5 protein-coding genes are annotated in these 19,523 nt (G+C 75.0%); all 5 read left to right on the forward strand.

What is annotated here, in order from left to right; all coding sequences use genetic code 11:
* Positions 1–13 precede the first annotated feature (13 nt).
* The 5 genes from ACZ5WK_RS10480 (at position 14) to ACZ5WK_RS10500 (ending at position 19,519) form a co-directional block, all read left to right on the forward strand.
* Positions 14–10,711 (forward strand): type I polyketide synthase, encoded by a 10,698-nt coding sequence (locus ACZ5WK_RS10480; RefSeq protein WP_465546967.1) that lies wholly within the window; start codon positions 14–16, stop codon positions 10,709–10,711.
* 7 nt (positions 10,712–10,718) lie between these two features.
* Positions 10,719–16,940, forward strand: coding sequence for a type I polyketide synthase (locus ACZ5WK_RS10485; RefSeq protein WP_465546861.1), 6,222 nt, complete (start codon positions 10,719–10,721; stop codon positions 16,938–16,940).
* A gap of 190 nt (positions 16,941–17,130) precedes the next feature.
* The gene (locus tag ACZ5WK_RS10490) at positions 17,131–18,081 is read left to right on the forward strand and encodes a proline iminopeptidase-family hydrolase (RefSeq protein WP_465546863.1); all 951 of its coding nucleotides are present in this window, start codon (positions 17,131–17,133) and stop codon (positions 18,079–18,081) included.
* Complete coding sequence (locus tag ACZ5WK_RS10495; RefSeq protein ID WP_465546864.1) at positions 18,078–19,283, forward strand: cytochrome P450; 1,206 nt, start codon at positions 18,078–18,080, stop codon at positions 19,281–19,283. Before ACZ5WK_RS10490 ends, ACZ5WK_RS10495 begins: the two co-directional genes overlap by 4 nt.
* Complete coding sequence (locus tag ACZ5WK_RS10500) at positions 19,280–19,519, forward strand: ferredoxin (protein ID WP_465546866.1); 240 nt, start codon at positions 19,280–19,282, stop codon at positions 19,517–19,519. The genes ACZ5WK_RS10495 and ACZ5WK_RS10500 overlap by 4 nt, the downstream gene beginning before the upstream one ends.
* The last annotated feature ends 4 nt before the right edge of the window (positions 19,520–19,523 follow it).

Here is a 19,523-nt window from a genome sequence, read left to right on the forward strand (position 1 = left end):
GAACGAAAAGAAGCTGCTCGACTACCTCAAGCGGACGACCGCCGACCTCGCACAGACGAAGGAGCGGCTGCGCGACATCGAGGCGGAGCCGATCGCGATCGTGGGGATGGCCTGCCGCTTCCCGGGTGACACGCGTTCCCCGGAAGACCTCTGGGACCTGGTCCTCAACGAGACGGACGCCATCGGCGGATTCCCCCGGGACCGCGGCTGGGACGTCGGCGGCATGTACGACGCGGACGCCGAACAGGCGGCCAGCGGCTACACCCGCAGCGGCGGGTTCCTGCACGGCGCCGCCCGGTTCGACGCCGAGTTCTTCGGCATCAGCCCGCGGGAGGCCATCGCGATGGACCCGCAGCAGCGGCTGCTGCTGGAGGCGTCCTGGGAGGCGTTCGAGCGGGCCGGGATCTCCCCCGACTCCCTCAAGGGCGGCCCCGTCGGCGTCTACGTCGGGACCAACGGCCAGTCCTACTTCGGCATGAAGCTGCCCGAGGAGTCGGCGGCCTACATGACCACCGGCACCAACGGCGCCGTGCTCTCCGGCCGGGTCTCCTACGCGTTCGGCTTCGAGGGCCCTGCGGTGTCGGTGGACACGGCCTGCTCGTCCTCGCTGGTGGCCCTGCACCTGGCGGTGCAGGCGCTGCGCCGGGGCGAGTGCACGATCGCCCTGGCCGGCGGTGTCACGGTGATGGCGACGCCCGACCCGTTCATCGCCTTCGGCAAGGCGCGCGGGCTGGCGGCCGACGGCCGCTGCAAGGCGTTCGCCGACGCCGCCGACGGCACCGGCTGGAGCGAGGGCGCCGGCGTCCTCCTGGTGGAGCGGCTCTCGGCCGCCCGCCGAAACGGCCACCCCGTCCTCGCCGTGGTGCGGGGCTCCGCCGTCAACCAGGACGGTGCGAGCAACGGCATCACCGCGCCGAACGGCCCCTCGCAGCAGCGGGTGATCCGGGCGGCGCTGGCCAACGCGGGGCTGTCGACCGCCGACGTGGACGTGGTGGAGGCGCACGGCACGGGTACGACGCTGGGTGACCCGATCGAGGCGCAGGCACTGCTGGCCACCTACGGCCAGGGCCGGACCGCCGAACACCCGCTCCGGCTGGGCTCGATCAAGTCGAACCTGGGCCACACCCAGGCCGCCGCCGGTGTCGCGGGCATCATCAAGATGGTGCAGGCGATGCGGCACGAGGTGCTGCCGAAGACCCTGCACGTCGACACCCCGTCCACGCACGTGGACTGGGAGGCCGGCCATGTGGAGCTGCTGCTGGCCCGCACCCCCTGGGAGCGCGGTGAGCGGCCGCGCCGGGCGGGTATCTCCTCGTTCGGCCTGAGCGGCACCAACGCGCACGTGATCATCGAGGAGGCTCCGGCGGTCGAGGAGGCCGTCGGGGAACCGGGTGCGGGGTGGCCGTCGGGTGTGCCGGTGCCGTGGGTGGTGTCGGGTCGGACGGAGGCCGCGCTGCGGGCGCAGGCCGGGCGGCTGCGGGAGTTCGCGGCCGGTGGTTCGGCGGGTGGTTCGGTGTCGGTGCTCGATGTCGGGTTCTCGTTGGCGTCGTCGCGGGCGGTGTTCGACCGGCGTGCGGTGGTGCTGGGTTCGGACCTGGCGGAGCTGACGGCTGCGCTGGAGGGTGTGCAGGCGGGGCGCCGGCTGGAGGGCAAGACGGCGTTCCTGTTCACGGGCCAGGGTTCGCAGCGGGTCGGGATGGGCGCCGGGCTGGCGTCGGTGTTCCCGGTGTTCGCGGCTGCGCTGGACGGGGTGTGCTCGCTGCTGGACGGTGAGTTGGGCGTTTCGCTGCGCGAGGTGATCGCAGGTGCGTCGGGTTCGCTGGACGACACGGTTCACACGCAGGCGGCGCTGTTCGCGGTCGAGGTGGCGCTGTACCGGCTGGTGGAGTCGCTGGGTGTGCGGGCGGATTTCCTGGCCGGGCATTCGGTGGGCGAGATCGCGGCTGCGCACGTGGCCGGGGTCCTGTCGCTGGCGGATGCGTGCACGCTGGTCGCCGCGCGTGGCCGGCTGATGCAGGCGCTGCCCGCCGGTGGCGTCATGGTCGCTGTCCGGGCGGCCGAGGCGGACGTGCTGCCGCTGCTGAAGGGCCGCGAGGCCGAGGTCGGGGTGGCGGCGGTCAACGGGCCCGCCTCCGTGGTGATCTCCGGTGCCGAGGCCGCGGTGGACGAGGTGGTCGCCCAGTTGAAGGAGCGCGGCATCGCCTCCGTCCGGCTGACCGTCTCGCACGCGTTCCACTCGCCGTTGATGGAGCCGATGCTGGAGGAGTTCCGGACCGTCGTCCGGGGCCTCTCCTTCGCCGAGCCCCAGCTCGCCGTGGTGTCGAACGTGACGGGTCGCATCGCGGCCGGTGACGAGCTGCGCGACCCGGAGTACTGGGTGCGCCACGTCCGCCAGGCCGTCCGTTTCGCCGACGGCATCCGGGCGCTGGAGGACGCGGGCGTCACCCGCTTCCTGGAGCTGGGCCCCGACGGCGTGCTGACCGGCATGGCCCAGGCCTGTCTGGCCAAGCCCGACGACGCCGTCCTCGCCTCGTCGCTGCGCAAGGGCCGCGACGAGTTCCCCGCCCTGCTGGCCGCGCTGGCCGGTGTGTTCGAGGCGGGCGCGGACGTCGACTGGACGGCCGTCTTCCGGGGCACCGGCGCCCGCCGCGTCGACCTGCCGACCTACGCCTTCCAGCACGAGCACTACTGGCTCAGCCCCTCGAACGACACGGGCGACGTGTCGGCGTTCGGCCTCGTGGCGACCGAGCACCCGCTGCTCGGCGCGGCCGTCGACCTGCCCGACTCCGGCGGCACCGTGCTGAGCGGCCGGCTCTCCCTCGACACCCACGCCTGGCTGGCCGACCACGTGGTGTCCGGCTCCGTCGTGGTGCCGGGGACGGCGCTGATCGAGATGGTGCTCCGCGCCGGCCGGCAGGTCGGCTGCGACCGGGTGGAGGAGCTGGTCCTCGAAGCGCCGCTGGTGCTCGCGGAGCGCGGCGCCGTCCAGGTGCTCGTCCTGCTCGCGGCGGCGGGCGACGGCGGCACCCGGAGCGTGCGGATCCATTCGCGCGACGCCGACGCCGACACCGAGACCGCCTGGACCGGACACGCCACCGGCGTCCTCGCCCCGGGCCGGGGCGCCGCCTCCTTCGACTTCGCGGCCTGGCCGCCCAAGGGCGCCGAGCCGGTCGCCGTCGACTCCGTCTACGACGACTTCGTCGCCGGCGGCCTGGCGTACGGGCCGCTGTTCCGGGGGCTGACGGCCGCCTGGAGCCGGGACAGCGAGGTGTTCGCCGAGGTCGTCCTCCCGGACGGCGCGCACGCCGACGCCGAGCTGTTCGCCCTCCACCCGGCCGCCTTCGACGCCGCCCTGCACGCGGTGAGCGTCTCCGACGCGGTGTCGGAGGGCGGCCTGCCGTTCGCCTGGTCCGACGTCGAGGTCCACGCCACCGGCGCGACACACCTGCGGGTGCGGGTCCGGCGGGTGCCGGGCCGGGACGCGGCGGCCCTGGACCTCGCGGACGCCACCGGCAGCCCCGTCGCCTCCGTGGGGGCGCTGGCCGTCCGGCCGGTCTCCGCCGCGCAGATCAAGGCCGCGGCCACCGCGCACCACGACTCGCTGTTCCGGGTCTCCTGGACGCCCGTCCCGGGCGGCACCGCGCAGGGCACCTGGGCGGTGCTCGGGGCCGACGCCGCGGGTTGGGCCGGCCGGCTGGGCGTCGCCCCGGTGCCGGCCGGTGAAGCGGCCGACCACGTGCTCCTCCCGGCCGGCTGGGCCGTCACGTCCGACGACGACCCCGTGAGCGCCGTGCACGCCGAGACGGAGCGGGTGCTCACCGCCGTCCAGAGCCGGCTCGCGCAGAGTGCTCCCGAGGGCTCGCGGCTGGTCGTGGTGGTCCCCGGGGCCGCCGCGTCGGGCGGGGTCTCCCCGCTGGTCGGCGCCGCCGTCAGCGGGATGATCCGCTCGGCCCAGGCGGAGAACCCGGGCCGGATCGTCCTCGTCGAGCTCGACGAAACCGCGGCGTCCGCCCGGGCCCTGCCGACCGCGGTGGCCACCGGGGAGGACCACCTGGCGATCCGCGGCGGCGAGGTCCGCACCGCCCGGCTCGCCCGCGTCGCCGTCCCCGCGGCCGGCACCGAAGGGTCCGCCGAGGCCGCGGAGCAGGGCTGGGACGCCGCGGGCACCGTGCTGCTCACGGGCGCGACCGGCGGGCTCGGCGCCCTCCTCGCCCGTCACCTGGTCAGCGAGCACGGCGTCCGGCACCTGCTGCTGGTCAGCCGCCGCGGCACCGCGGCGCCCGGGGCTGAGGAGCTGAGCGCGGCCCTCACCGAGGCCGGTGCCGAGAGCGTCACCATCGAATCCTGCGACGTCTCCGACCGGGCCGCACTGGCGGCGCTGATCAGCGGCATCCCGGCCGGCCGGCCGCTGCGCGCGGTCGTGCACGCGGCGGGCTTCCTGGACGACGGCACCATCGCGTCACTGACCCCCGAGCGGGTGCACGCCGTGCTCCGCCCGAAGGTCGACGCCGCCTGGCACCTGCACGAACTGACCGCCGGGCTCGACCTGACGGCGTTCGTCCTCTTCTCCTCGGCGGCCGGCGTCCTCGGCGTCCCCGGCCAGGGCAACTACGCGGCGGCCAACGCCTTCCTGGACGCCCTCGCCCAGCACCGTGCGGCGGCCGGACTGCCCGCCACCTCCCTCGCCTGGGGCCCCTGGGCCGAGGGCGGCGGCATGGTCGGCACCCTCAGCGAGGCCGACCGCGCCCGCATGGCGCGCGGCGGCATCGTGCCGCTCGGCGCGGAGGAGGGCCTCGCGCTCTTCGACGCCGCCCGCGCGGCCGGCGCGCCCGCGCTCGCCCCGATCCGGATCGACACGGCGGCCCTGCGCGCCCAGGGCGAGGAACTCGACGCGCTGTTCCGGGGCATCGTCCCGGTGGCCCGGCGCACGGCCGCGCGCGGAGTGCCGGCGGGCGGCGCCGACTCGCTGGCCGGCCGGCTCGCCGGGCTCGACCGGGAGGAGCGCGAGCGGCTGCTGCTCCAGGTCGTCCGCGCGCAGGTCGCCGCCGTGCTCGGCCACAGTTCGCCGGACGCGATCGAACCCGACCGCGCCTTCAGCGAGCTGGGCTTCGACTCGCTCTCCGCGGTCGAGCTGCGCAACGGCCTCAACACCGCCACCGGTCTGCGGCTGCCGGCGACCCTGGTCTTCGACTACCCGTCGTCCTCGGCGCTCGCGGGCCACCTCTACGAGTCGCTGGTCGGCGCCGCCGACGAGGCCTCGGACCGGGGCCGGTCGGCCGTCGCGACGGTCGCATCGTCCGACGACCCGATCGTCATCGTCGGCATGTCCGCCCGCTACCCCGGCGGTGTCACCACGCCCGACGAGCTCTGGGAGCTGGTCGTGGAGGGCCGGGAGGCGGTGTCCGAGTTCCCCGAGGACCGGGGCTGGGACACCGGCCGCCTGTACGACCCGACGCGGGAGCGCGCCGACACCACCTACGTCAACCAGGGCGGGTTCCTGCACGACGCGGCGGAGTTCGACGCGGCGTTCTTCCGGGTCAGCCCGAACGAGGCGCTGGCGCTCGACCCGCAGCAGCGGCTGCTGCTGGAGGCGTCCTGGGAGGCGATGGAGCGGGCCGGCATCGACCCGGCCTCGCTCAAGGGCAGCCGGACCGGCGTCTTCACGGGCGTGATGTACCACGACTACCCGACCAGCCACGCGATGGGCAGCGCGATCTCCGGCCGGGTCTCCTACACCTTCGGGCTGGAGGGCCCGGCGGTGTCGGTGGACACGGCCTGCTCGTCCTCGCTGGTCGCCCTGCACTGGGCGATCCAGGCCCTCCAGCGGAACGAGTGCGAACTCGCCCTGGTCGGCGGCGTGGCGGTGATGGCGACCCCCGAGGTGTTCGTGGAGTTCAGCCGCCAGCGGGGCCTGGCCCCGGACGGCCGGATCAAGGCCTTCTCGGAGGAGGCCGACGGCACGGCCTGGGGCGAGGGCGCCGGCGTGCTGCTCGTCGAGCGGCTGTCGGACGCGCGTCGGCTCGGGCACGAGGTGCTGGCCGTGGTCCGCGGTTCGGCGATCAACCAGGACGGTGCGAGCAACGGCATCACCGCGCCGAACGGTCCGTCGCAGCAGCGGGTGATCCGGGCGGCGCTGGCCAACGCGGGGCTGTCGACGTCCGACGTGGACGTGGTGGAGGCGCACGGCACGGGTACGACGCTGGGTGACCCGATCGAGGCGCAGGCGCTGCTGGCGACGTACGGCCAGGGCCGTCCGGAGGGCAGCCCGTTGTGGCTGGGCTCGATCAAGTCGAACCTGGGCCACACCCAGGCCGCCGCCGGTGTCGCGGGCATCATCAAGATGGTGCAGGCGATGCGGCACGAGGTGCTGCCGAAGACCCTGCACGTCGACACTCCGTCCACGCACGTGGACTGGGAGGCCGGAGACGTCGAGCTGCTGGCGGAGTCCCGGCCGTGGGAGAAGGCGGACGGCACACCGCGCCGGGCGGGTATCTCCTCGTTCGGCATCAGCGGCACCAACGCGCACGTGATTCTGGAGGAGCCTCCGGCAGCCTCGGCGGTCGAGGAGGCCGTCGGGGAGCCGGGTGCGGGGTGGCCGGTGGGTGTTCCGGTGCCGTGGGTGGTGTCGGGTCGGACGGAGGGTGCGCTGCGGGCGCAGGCCGGGCGGCTGCGGGAGTTCGCGGCCGGTGGTTCGGCGGGTGGTTCGGCGGGTGGTTCGGTGTCGGCGCTCGATGTCGGGTTCTCGCTGGCGTCGTCGCGGGCGGTGTTCGACCGGCGTGCGGTGGTGCTGGGTTCGGATCTGGCGGAGCTGACGGCTGCGCTGGAGGGTGTGCAGGCGGGGCGCCGGCTGGAGGGCCGGACGGCGTTCCTGTTCACCGGTCAGGGTTCGCAGCGGGTCGGGATGGGCGCCGGGCTGGCGTCGGTGTTCCCGGTGTTCGCGGCTGCGCTGGACGAGGTGTGTGGGCTGCTGGACGGTGAGTTGGGTGTGTCGCTGCGCGAGGTGATCGCGGGTGCGTCGGGTTCGCTGGACGACACGGTTCACACGCAGGCGGCGCTGTTCGCGGTCGAGGTGGCGCTCTACCGGCTGGTGGAGTCGCTGGGTGTGCGGGCGGATTTCCTGGCCGGGCATTCGGTGGGCGAGATCGCGGCCGCTCACGTGGCCGGGGTCCTGTCGCTGGCGGATGCGTGCACATTGGTCGCCGCCCGCGGCCGGCTGATGCAGGCCCTGCCGGCCGGTGGCGTCATGGTGGCGGTCCGGGCCGCCGAGGCGGACGTGCTCCCGCTGCTCAAGGGCCGTGACACCCAGGTCGGGGTGGCGGCCGTCAACGGCCCCGCCTCCGTAGTGATCTCCGGTGCCGAGGACGCGGTGGACGAGGTGGTCGCCCAGCTGAAGGAGCGTGGCATCGCCTCGGTCCGGCTGACGGTCTCGCACGCGTTCCACTCGCCACTGATGGAGCCGATGCTGGAGGACTTCCGCGCCGTCGTGAGCGGCCTCTCCTTCGCCGAGCCCAGGCTCGCCGTGGTGTCGAACGTGACGGGTCGCATCGCGGCCGGTGACGAGCTGCGTGACCCGGAGTACTGGGTCCGCCACGTCCGCCAGGCCGTCCGCTTCGCCGACGGCATCCGGGCCCTCGAAGCCGCCGGTGTGACCCGCTTCCTGGAGCTGGGCCCCGACGGCGTGCTGACCGGCATGGCCCAGGCCTGCCTGGCCGACCCCGACGACGCGCTGCTCGTCCCGGCGCTGCGCAAGGGCCGCGACGAGTTCCCCGCCCTGCTGGCCGCGCTGGCCGGTGTGTTCGAGGCGGGGGCGGACGTCGACTGGACGGCCGTCTTCCGGGGCACCGGCGCGCGCCGCGTCGACCTGCCGACCTACGCATTCCAGCACGAGCACTACTGGCTCGACGCCGGCCCCGCGACCGCCGGATTCGTCTCCCCGGAGCATCCGTTCCTGGTCTCCTCGGTCGAACTGGCCGGCGACGAAGGCGGGTTGTTCACCGGCCGGCTGTCCGCGCAGACCACGCCATGGCTGGCCGATCACGCCTTCGGCGGGGCGACGCTCTTCCCCGGCACGGGCTTCGTCGACCTCGCCCTGCACGCCGGCGACCGCGTCGGCTGCGGGCGCGTCGCCGACCTCGTGCTGGAGGCGCCGCTGGTCCTGCCGGAGAAGGGTGCGGCGGACGTTCAGCTGTCTGTTGCCGGCCCGGACGCGGACGGCTCGCGCCGCTTCACCGTGCACGCACGCCAGGTGGGTGCGCCATCGGAGGTGCCGTGGACGCGGCACGCGACGGGTGTCCTCGCGGCGGCGGCCGCCCGGCCGTCCTCCGACCTGGCGGTGTGGCCCCCGGCCGGTGCCGAGCCGATCGAACTGGCCGGCATGTACGAGACGTTCGCCGACGGCGGGCTGGTCTACGGCCCGGCCTTCCAGGGCCTCACCAGGGCTTGGCGGCACGGGGACGACGTCCTCTCCGAGGTGGCGCTGCCGCAGGAGCTGGTGGCGGGCGCGGACGGGTTCGGCCTTCACCCGGCGGCGCTCGACGCGGCCCTGCACGCCCTCGGGCTGGCACGGGAGTCGGACCGTGCGGAGCTGCCGTTCGCCTGGTCCGACGTGGAGCTGTTCGCCACCGGGGCGACCCTGCTGCGGGTGCGGCTGCGCCCGACGGCGGGTCAGGGTGCGGTGGCCCTCGACGTCGCCGACGCCCAGGGTCTGCCGGTGGCGTCGGTCGGCTCGCTGGCTCTGCGGCCGGTGTCCGCCGGCGAGGTCGGCGCGGGGGCGGGGGCGTTCCACGACTCCCTCTACCGCGTCGCCTGGACCGAGGCCCCGGCCGGACCGGTGCAGCGGACGGGCTCGTGGGCCCTGCTGGCCGCACGGCCGGACGACCTGGCGGGCCGGCTGGACGCCGTCCCCGCGAAGGAGCTGGACGGGGTGGGCGGCGCCGACGTGGTGCTGCTGCCGGCCGGCGCTCCGGCCGCGGGCCCGGGCGACCCGGCGGCGGCCTCGCCGGAGGCCGTGCGCGCCGAGACGCACCGCGTCCTGGAGGTGCTCCAGGGCTGGCTGGCGGACGAGCGCTTCGCCGCGGCGAAGCTCGTCGTGCTGACCGGCGGGGCGGTCGCGACGGACACCGGCGACCCCCAGGGTGTCGACCCGTCGGGTGCGGCGGTCGGAGGCCTGGTACGTTCCGCGCAGGCGGAGAACCCGGGCCGGATCGTCCTGGTCGACCTGGACGGGGACGAGGCGTCGCTGCGGGCGCTGCCCGCCGTGCTGGCGTCCGGCGAGGAGCAGGCGGCCGTCCGGGCGGGCGGCGTCCTGGTGCCGCGCCTGGTCCGGGTGGCGAAGGAGGCGGCCGGTGCGGAGCCGGCGTCCCCGTGGGACGGTGAGGGCACCGTGCTGATCACCGGGGCGACCGGCGGGCTCGGGCCCGTCTTCGCCCGGCACCTGGTCGCCGAGCACGGCGTCCGGCACCTGCTCCTGCTCAGCCGCAGGGGCGCGGACGCGCCGTCCGCGCCGGAGCTCCGGCGCGAGCTGGAGGAGCTGGGCGCCGCGTCGGTCCGCTTCGCGGCCGCCGACGTCGCCGACCGGGCCGCCCTGGCGGGCGTGCTCGACGGCCTGCCCGCCGAGCACCCGCTCACCGGGGTCGTGCACGCGGCCGGTGTGCTCGACGACGCGACCGTGGGGTCCCTGACCCCGGAGCGCCTGGACGCCGTCCTGCGCCCCAAGGCGGACGCGGCCTGGCACCTGCACGAGCTGACCCGGGACCGCGGCCTGAAGGCCTTCGTCCTCTTCTCGTCGGTCGGCGGGGTCCTCGGCGGCCCCGGCCAGGGCAACTACGCGGCGGCCAACGCCTTCCTGGACGCCCTCGCCCAGCACCGTGCGGCGGCCGGACTGCCCGCCACCTCGCTCGCCTGGGGCCTGTGGGGCACCGGCGGCATGGGCGGCGGGCTCTCCGACGCCGACGTGCAGCGGGCCGCCCGCTCCGGCGTCGCGGCGCTGACCGGGGAGCAGGGAACGCGCCTGTTCGACGCGGCGCTCGGGACCGGCCTGCCGGCCCTCGTCCCGGTGGCCCTGGACCTCAGGACGCTCGGCCGCCTGGGCGCCGGCCGGCTGCCGTCCCTGTTCCAGGGGCTGGTGCGCCCGGCCGTCGCCCGGCGCACGGCGGGAACGACCGCCTCCGGTGCCGACGCCCTGCGGGGCCGGCTCGCCGCGGCCTCCTCCGACGACGAGCGCGAGGCGGTCCTCGTCGAGCTGGTGCGCGGCCGGGCCGCGCTGGTGCTCGGCCACAAGGACACGGACGCCATCGAGGTCGAGCGGGCCTTCGGCGAGCTCGGCTTCGACTCGCTGACCTCGGTGGAGTTCCGCAACCGCATGGGGGAGGAGACCGGCCTGCGGCTGCCCGCCGGCCTGATCTTCGACTACCCGAGCATCCGGGTCCTCGCCCGGCACCTGCGGGAGCAGCTCGCCCCGCAGCTCCCGGTGTCCGCCGCCGACGGGCTGCCCGCCGACCCGGAGGCCCGGGTGCGGCTCGCCCTGCAGACGATCCCGCTGGCGCGGCTGCGGGAGACCGGGCTCATGGACAGCCTCCTCGAACTGGCCGGGCTCGGCGAGCCCGCCGGGGCCGCGGCGGACGACCGGGGCAGCGACGTCGAGGACATCGACGACATGGACGCCGAGAGCCTCATCTCGATGGCGCTCAACGACACGACGCGGGAGGCGTGAGGCCGTCATGGTCCAGAACGATTCGAAGCTGGTCGAGGCACTGCGGTCCTCGCTGAAGGAGACCGAGCGCCTGCGGGAGCAGAACCGCAAGCTCGTGGCGGCCACCCGTGAGCCGATCGCCGTCGTCGGCATGGCCTGCCGCTTCCCCGGCGGCGCCGCCGGCCCGGACGAGCTCTGGGAGTTCGTCCGGGACGGTCGGGACGGCATCAGCCGCTTCCCCGCCGACCGCGGCTGGGACCTCGAACGGCTCTACGACCCGCAGAGCGAGCGGGCCAACACCAGCTACAGCGACCGGGGCGGCTTCCTGCACGACGCGGGGGAGTTCGACGCCAAGTTCTTCGGCATCGGCCTGCGCGAGGTGGCGGGCCTGGACCCGCAGCAGCGGCTGATGCTGGAGACCTCCTGGGAGGCGATGGAGCACGCGCGGATCCGGCCGGCCACCCTGCAGGGCACCCGGACGGGCGTCTTCACGGGCGTGATGTACCACGACTACCCGAACAGCTTCGGCAGCGGGAACATCGTCTCCGGCCGGGTCGCCTACACCTTCGGCCTGGAGGGCCCGGCGGTGTCGGTGGACACGGCGTGCTCGTCCTCGCTGGTGGCCCTGCACCTGGCGGTGCAGGCGCTGCGCCGGGGCGAGTGCGACCTCGCGCTGGCGGGTGGGGTCACCGTCATGGCGACCCCGGGCACCTTCGTGGAGTTCAGCCGCCAGCGCGGGCTGGCGCCCGACGGCCGCTGCAAGGCGTTCGCCGAGGCGGCGGACGGTACCGGCTTCGCCGAGGGTGTCGGCGTCGTCCTGGTGGAGCGGCTCTCGGACGCCCGGCGCAACGGGCACCGGATCCTGGCGGTGGTGCGGGGTTCGGCGGTGAACCAGGACGGTGCGAGCAACGGGCTGACGGCGCCGAACGGTCCGTCGCAGCAGCGGGTGATCCGGGCGGCGCTGGCCGACGCCGGTGTGGCGCCGGCCGACGTCGACGTGGTGGAGGCGCACGGGACGGGCACCACGCTGGGTGACCCGATCGAGGCCGATGCGCTGCTGGCGACGTACGGCCAGGGCCGGCCGGAGGGCCGTCCGCTCTGGCTGGGTTCGGTGAAGTCGAACCTGGGCCACACCCAGGCCGCGGCCGGTGTCGCCGGTGTCATCAAGATGGTCCAGGCGATGCGGCACGAGGTGCTGCCGAAGACGTTGCACGTGGACGCTCCGTCCTCGCACGTGGACTGGGAGGCCGGCGCCGTCGAGGTGCTGGCGGAGTCCCGGCCGTGGGAGAAGGCGGAGGGTGCGCCGCGCCGGGCGGGTGTGTCCTCGTTCGGGATCTCCGGCACCAACGCGCACGTGATCCTGGAGGAGGCCCCGGCGGACGAGTCGGCCGAGTCGGTCGAGGAGCCGGGCGCCGGCCGGCCGGCGGGTCTGCCGGTGCCGTTCGCGGTCTCCGGCCGTACGGAGGAGGCGCTGCGGGCGCAGGCCGAGCGGCTGCACGCGTTCGTCGCCGCTGACGACTCCCCCCGGCTGTCCGACGTCGGCTTCTCGCTGGCGTCCTCGCGGACGGTGTTCGACCGGCGTGCGGTGGTGCTGGGTGCGACGCGTGAGGAGGTGCTGGCCGGGCTGGCCGCGGTGGCCGGCGGCGGCTCATCGGAGCCGCGGATCGGCGGCCGGACGGCGTTCCTGTTCACCGGTCAGGGTTCGCAGCGGGTCGGGATGGGTCGTGAACTGTACGAGGCCTTCCCGGTGTTCGCGGCTGCGCTGGACGAGGTGTGCTCGCTGCTGGACGGTGAGTTGGGCGTTTCGCTGCGCGAGGTCATCGCAGGTGCGTCGGGTTCGCTGGACGACACGGTTCACACGCAGGCGGCGCTGTTCGCGGTCGAGGTGGCGCTGTACCGGCTGGTGGAGTCGCTGGGTGTGCGGGCGGATTTCCTGGCCGGGCATTCGGTGGGCGAGATCGCGGCTGCGCACGTGGCCGGGGTCCTGTCGCTGGCGGATGCGTGCACGCTGGTCGCCGCGCGTGGCCGGCTGATGCAGGCGCTGCCCGCCGGTGGCGTCATGGTGGCCGTTCGGGCGGCCGAGGCGGACGTGCTCCCGCTGCTGAAGGGCCACGAGGCCGAGGTCGGGGTGGCGGCGGTCAACGGGCCTTCGTCCGTGGTGATTTCCGGTGCGGAGAAGGCGGTACGCGAGATCGCGGACCGGCTGGCGGCGGCCGGCACCGCCGTCAAGCAGCTGACCGTCTCGCACGCCTTCCACTCGCCGCTGATGGAGCCGATGCTGGAGGACTTCCGGGCCGTCGTGAGCGGCCTGGCTTTCGCCGAGCCCAGGCTCGCCGTCGTCTCCAACGTCACCGGAGAGCTCGCCACCGGCGACGAGCTGCGCGACCCGGAGTACTGGGTCCGCCACGTCCGCCAGGCCGTCCGCTTCGCCGACGGCATCCGGGCGCTGGAGGACGCCGGTGTGACCCGCTTCCTGGAGCTGGGCCCCGACGGCGTGCTGACCGGCATGGCCCAGGCCTGCCTGGCCGACCCCGACGACGCCGTCCTCGCCCCGGCCCTGCGCAAGGGCCGCGACGAGTTCCCCGCCCTGCTGGCCGCGCTGGCCGGTGTGTTCGAGGCGGGCGCGGACGTCGACTGGGCGGCCGTGTTCCGGGGCAGTGGCGCCTGCCGCGTCGACCTGCCGACCTACGCCTTCCAGCACGAGCGCCACTGGCTCGACGCCGCGGCCGACCTGAGCGACGCGGCCGCCTTCGGGCAGGTCGATCCCGAGCACCCGTTCCTGCGGGCCGGTGTCGAACTCCCGGACTCCGGCGGGTTCGTGCTGACCGGGCGGATCGGGCTGGACACCCACCGCTGGCTCGCCGACCACACGGTGGCGGGCACCGTCCTGCTGCCGGGGGCGGCCCTGGCCGACCTGGTGCTCAGGGCGGGCCGGCAGGTCGGCTGCGAGCGGATCCGCGAACTGACCCTGACCGCCCCGCTGGTGCTGCCCGAGAGCGGCGCCGTCGTGCTGCAGGTGGTGCTCACCGACGCGGACGAGGACGGCGAGCGCGAGGCCCGGGTGTACGCGCGGGCCGGTGACGCCGAGGAGGGCGCCGCGTGGACGCGGCACGCCACCGGCGTGGTGGGGGCGGGCCGCGGCGCGCCGGCCGCCGACGCCGCCGCGTGGCCGCCGCCGGGCGCGCAGCCGGCCGACGTGGCGGAGCTGTACGCGAACCTGGAGGAGGGCGGCCTGGTCTACGGGCCGGTGTTCCGCGGGCTGACGGCCGCCTGGACGCTGGACGGCGAGGTGTTCGCCGAGGTCGTCCTCCCGGACGGCGCGCACGCCGACGCCGAGCTGTTCGCCCTCCACCCGGCCGCCTTCGACGCGGCCCTGCACGCGGTGGGCCTCTCCGCGGCCGTGGGCGACGGCGGCCTGCCGTTCGCCTGGTCCGACGTCGAGGTCTTCGCCACCGGCGCGACGGCGCTGCGCGTCCGCGTTCGGGCGGCAGGCCCGGAGTCGGGCGGAGAGCCGGGCGCCGTGACGATCGACCTGGCCGACGGCGAGGGCCGCCCGGTGGCCTCGGTCGGCTCCCTGGCCGTCCGTCAGGTGCCGGCCGCCGGGCTCGGGCCGGCCGGCGGGGCCGGCGACGCGCTGTTCCAGCTCGACTGGGTGGCCGTACCCGCGCCCAAGTCCGTGCCCGTTCCCGCCGGTTGGGCCGTGCTGGGCGGCGGCGGGGCGGCCTTCGGGCCGGGCACGCCGGTCCACCCCGGGTTCGACGGGCTGGCCGCGGCGCTGGACGCGGGCGAGGCCGTGCCCGAGGTGGTCGTCCTGCGCCAGCCGCCGGCCGCCGGGCAGGGCCTGGTCGAGCGGGCCCACGAGACGGCCCGGTACACCCTGGACGTGCTCCGGCGCTGGGTCGCCGAACCGCGCCTCGACGGCTCCCGCCTGCTGGTCCTCACCGAGGGCGCGGTGGCGGTCTCCGCCGAGGAGGCGGTGCCCGGGCTCGCCGAGACCCCGGTCTGGGGCCTGCTGCGCTCCGCGCACGAGGAGTACCCGGGCCGGTTCACCACGCTGGACACCGACGGCGCCGACGTCGCGCCGCGGCTGCTGGCCGCGGCGGTGGCCCTGGACGAGCCCGAGCTCGCGGTCCGCGGGGGCCGGCTGCTGGCCCCCCGCCTGCGCCGCGCGGGGCGGTCCGGGGCGGACGCCGGGACGCCCGTGTTCGACCCCGACGGCACCGTGCTGGTCACCGGCGGCACCGGCGGGCTCGGCCGGGTCGTCGCCCGGCACCTGGTGGCGGCGCACGGCGTGCGGCACCTGCTGCTGGTCAGCCGCAGCGGCGAACAGGCGCCCGGGGTGGCGCAGCTGCGCGAGGAGCTGGCCGGTGCGGGCGCCGACGGCGTCACCGTCGCCGCCTGCGACGTCGCCGACCGTACGGCCCTGGCCGGGCTGCTCGCCGCCGTGCCGGCCGAGCACCCGCTGACCGGCGTCGTGCACACGGCCGGCGTGCTGGACGACGGCACCGTCGCCGCGCTGACGCCCGAACGCCTGGAGCGGGTGCTGCGTCCGAAGGTGGACGCGGCCGTGCACCTGGACGAGCTGACCCGCGGCGCCGGCCTGGCCGCGTTCGTCCTGTTCTCCTCCCTCGCCGGCACCATGGGCAGCGCCGGGCAGGCCAACTACGCCGCGGCCAACGCCTTCCTGGACGCCCTGGCGCAGCGGCGCCGCGCCGCCGGCCTGGCCGCCGTCTCGCTCGGCTGGGGCCTGTGGACGGCGACCGACGGCATGGCCGAGTCCCTCGGCGAGGCCGACCGGCAGCGCCTCGCGGCCTCCGGCATCCTGGCGCTCTCCGGTGACGAGGGTCTGGAGCTCTTCGACACCGCGCTGCGCGCCGACCGGGCCGCTCTCGTCCCGGTGCGGCTCGACACGGCGCCGATCAGGGCCCGGGCGGCCGTGGTCGAGGTGCCCGCCCTGCTGCGCGAGCTGGTGCGGGTGCCGGTGCGCCGGGCCCGGGAGGCCGGCGCGGCGGGCGGTCTGCCCGCCGGATTCGCCGGGCTGGCCGCCGCCGAGCAGGAGCGGATCCTGCTGGGCATCGTCCTGAGCCGGACGGCCGTGGTCCTCGGCTACGCCTCGGCGGACGAGGCGGAGCCCGAGCGGGACTTCCTGGAGGCCGGCGTGGACTCGCTGTCGGCGACGGAGATCCGCAACCTGGTGAACAAGGCGACCGGTGCGGACCTCACCACCAGCGCCCTGTTCGACCACCGCAACCCGGTGGCGCTCGCCGCCCACCTGCGCGAGCGGCTGGCCGACGCCGCCGTTCGGGGCGGCCGGCCCGGCCCGGCCGCCGAGGCGGCGGACCGCCCGGGGGAGAACCCGGAGTCGTTCCGCGGCCTGTTCCGGCAGGCGATCCTCGGCGAGAACCTGCCGGGCGGCATCCGGCTGCTGAAGGCGGCCGGGCACGTCCGGCCCTGGTTCCACTCGCTGGCGGACCTGCGGGAGAAGACGGCCGCCGAGGGCGGTCCGGAGGCGGCGGTGTTCCCCGAGCCGGTCCGGCTGGCGCGGGGGCCGCAGGGCCCGGCGCTGGTCTGCCTGCCGTCGCCGATGGCGATGGGCGGCGCCCAGCAGTACGCGCGGTTCGCGGCCGGCTTCCGCGACGTGCGGGACGTGATCGCCCTGCCCGTCATCGGGTTCCACCCCGCCGACCGGCTGCCGGCGACCGTCCCGGCGGCCGTGGAGGCCTTCGCCGCGCACATCCTCCAGGCGGCCGCCGGGCAGCCGTTCGTGATCGTCGGCTACTCGTCCGGCGGGCAGTTCGCGCACGCGGCCGCCGAACACCTGGAGCGCGCGGGGACTCCCGCGGCCGGCGTGGTGCTGCTCGACTCCTACCTGCCGGACACCGGCGACGACGACAACCAGTCGCACGGGTTCTGGGGCCAGATGATGGTCGGCATGTTCGACCGGGAGGACGACTTCGGCGGGTTCAACGTGACCCGCCTCGGCGCCATGGGCCGCTACGTCGAACTGATCGGCAGTGTGCGGCCGGCCGAGATGGAGACCCCGGTGCTGTTCGTGCGGCCCACGGAGTCCTTCGTGGCCGTCCCCAAGGCCGGCGAGGAGGAGTGGCGGGCGGTCTGGCCGACCGCGCACACCCTCGCGGAGGTTCCGGGCACGCATTTCACCATCATCGAGACCTACGCGGCGGACGCCGCCGCGGCCGTCGAGGAGTGGGTCCAGATGGCGTGCCGTCAGTTTGCGTCCGGCCGTTGAGGAACAGCCTGGCTCTGGGGTTCGTAGGGGCCGCTTAGGGGTCTGTCCGGGGAAGGCGGCTCGTATAGCGTGCGTCCACAGGATCAGCTCCCGCGGCGCCGTCAGTACGGGCACGTCCTCCCCGGTGGACCCAGGCAGTTCAACCCGGAGGTGGGTAAATTCGCCGGACAATTCGGAGAGGAATAGAACGATGTCAAGACCAGCGAGTGCCAAGGGTGTTGTCTCTTTCGGGAAATACAAGACCTGGTACCGCGTGACCGGGGATCTGGCTTCGGGCAAGCCGCCGGTCGTGGTGCTGCACGGAGGCCCCGGCAGCACCCACGACTACCTGCTGGCGCTCACCGAACTCGCCGACTCCGGCTGGCCGGTGATCCACTACGACCAGCTCGGCAACGGCGGCTCCAGCCATCTCCCGGACCGGGGCAAGGACTTCTGGACCGTCCAGCTCTTCAAGGACGAACTGAACAACCTGCTCGACGCGTTGAACGTGGCCGACGACTACATCCTGTTCGGCCAGTCCTGGGGCGGCATCCTCGGAGCCTCGCACGCGGCCGGGCGTCCGGCCGGCCTGCGCGGCCTGGTGATCGCCAACTCCCCGGCCTCCTATGTCCTGTGGCTCCAGGAGATGGAGGTGCTGCGCGCCGGGCTGCCGGCCGACGTCCAGGAGACGCTGCGCCACCACGAGGCGGCCGGCACGACGGACAACGAGGAGTACTTCACGGCGATGCGGGTCTTCTACGACCGGCACGTCTGCCGGGTCGTGCCCTGGCCGCGGGACTTCGTCGCCTCCTTCATGGAGATCTACGACGACCCGACCGTGTACTACACCATGAACGGCCCGAACGAGTTCCACGTGATCGGGACGCTCAAGGACTGGTCGGTCATCGACGAGGTGGACCGCATCAAGGTGCCCACCCTGCTGCTCACCGGCCGGTACGACGAGGCCACGCCGGCCACCGTGCAGCCGTACTTCGACCGGATCCCCGAGGTGCGGTGGGAGATCCTGGAGAACTCCAGCCACGTGCCGCACCTGGAGGAGCCCGAGCGGTTCAAGGAGATCCTGCTCGGCTACCTCGAAGGACTTCTCCCCGGTGCCGGGCTGCCCCCCGACGCCGTAGCGGCGCCCGGAGGACGCGGATGACGGCGAGCACACCACGGGTACGCGCGTACCCGTTCAGTCCGGCCCGGGCCCTGGAGCTCGACCCCGCCTACGCGCGGCTGCGCGCGGAGGAGCCGCTGAGCCGGGTGCGGATGCCGTTCGGCGAGAACGGCTGGCTCGTCACCCGGGCCGCGGACGTGCGCCTGGTGATGAGCGACCCCCGGTTCAGCCGGGAGCGCGCGGTCGCCGGCGACCCGCCCCGGCTGCGGGAGGTCGACGCGTCGGGGACCGGCCTGCTCGCCATGGACCCGCCCGACCACGCCCGCGTCCGCAAGATCATGGCGAGGGTGTTCACCGCCCGCCGGGTCGAGACGATGCGCGAGGACACCCGGCGGACCGTCGACGGGCTGCTCGACGAGCTGGTGGCGCGGCCCGGGGACCGGGTGATCGACGTGGTCGAGTCGCTGGCCTTCCAGATCCCCTCGGCGGTCATCGGCAAGCTGATGGGCCTGGAGGACAAGGACCAGGAGAACATCAAGGAGTGGTCCCAGGCCCTGATGTCGACGGCCGAGGGCAGCGAGGAGTCGGTCCGGCAGGCCTTCGAGGCGCTGTTCGGGTACGTCGCCGAGCTGGTGGCGACCCGCCGGGCCCACCCCACCGACGACCTGGTCGGCATCATGGTCGGGGCCCGGGACGAGGGACAGCGTCTCAGCGAGGAGGAACTCGCCACCCACATCGTCGGGTTGATCACCACCGGCGCCGAGACCACCTCCTCGCAGATCCCGAACTTCCTGTACGCGATCCTCACCCACCCCGACCAGCTCGCCCTGCTGCGCCGGGACCCTGCGCTGGTGCCGCGGGCGGTCGAGGAGCTGCTGCGCTGGATCCCGTTCAACTCGGCCGCGCTGTTCCCCCGGTACGCCACGGAGGACGTGCAGTTCCGGGACACGACGGTCCGCGCGGGCGAGTTCGTGCTGCCGTCGCTCTCGGCGGCCAACCGCGACCCGGAGGTCTTCGCCGACCCGGACCGGCTGGACATCACCCGTGAGCACAACCCGCACATCGCCTTCGGGCACGGCGCGCACCACTGCGTCGGCGCCCAGCTCGCCCGGATGGAACTCCAGGTGATGCTCGGAACGATGGTGCGGCGCTTCCCGGAGCTGGCCCTGGCCGGCGATCCGGCCGCCATTTCCTGGAAGCAGGGCCTGGTGCGCGGCCCGCTTGCTCTGCGGGTGACGTGGTGAGCGAACGTCCCGGAGAACGCTGGAACATCACCGTCGACACGGCCGCCTGCATCGGCTCGTCGATGTGCGCGGCCGCGGCGCCGCGCCACTTCGTCATGAAGGCCGGCAAGGCCGAATCGCCGGCCGGGACGGTCGGGCCCGACCAGACGGTGCTCGACGCGGCCGAGACCTGCCCGGCACTCGCCATCACGGTCACCGACGCAGACACGGGCCGCCAACTGGCCCCCGAGGCCTGAGAGG

The sequence above is a fragment of the Kitasatospora sp. NPDC032757 genome (genome assembly GCF_055579305.1).

Bases quoted from the DNA above. Each gene is read 5' to 3' on its own strand.
- ACZ5WK_RS10485 (WP_465546861.1), top strand. From the start codon at position 10,719: ATGGTCCAGAACGATTCGAAGCTGGTCGAGGCACTGCGGTCCTCGCTG.
- ACZ5WK_RS10490 (WP_465546863.1), top strand. From the start codon at position 17,131: ATGTCAAGACCAGCGAGTGCCAAGGGTGTTGTCTCTTTCGGGAAATAC.
- ACZ5WK_RS10495 (WP_465546864.1), top strand. From the start codon at position 18,078: ATGACGGCGAGCACACCACGGGTACGCGCGTACCCGTTCAGTCCGGCC.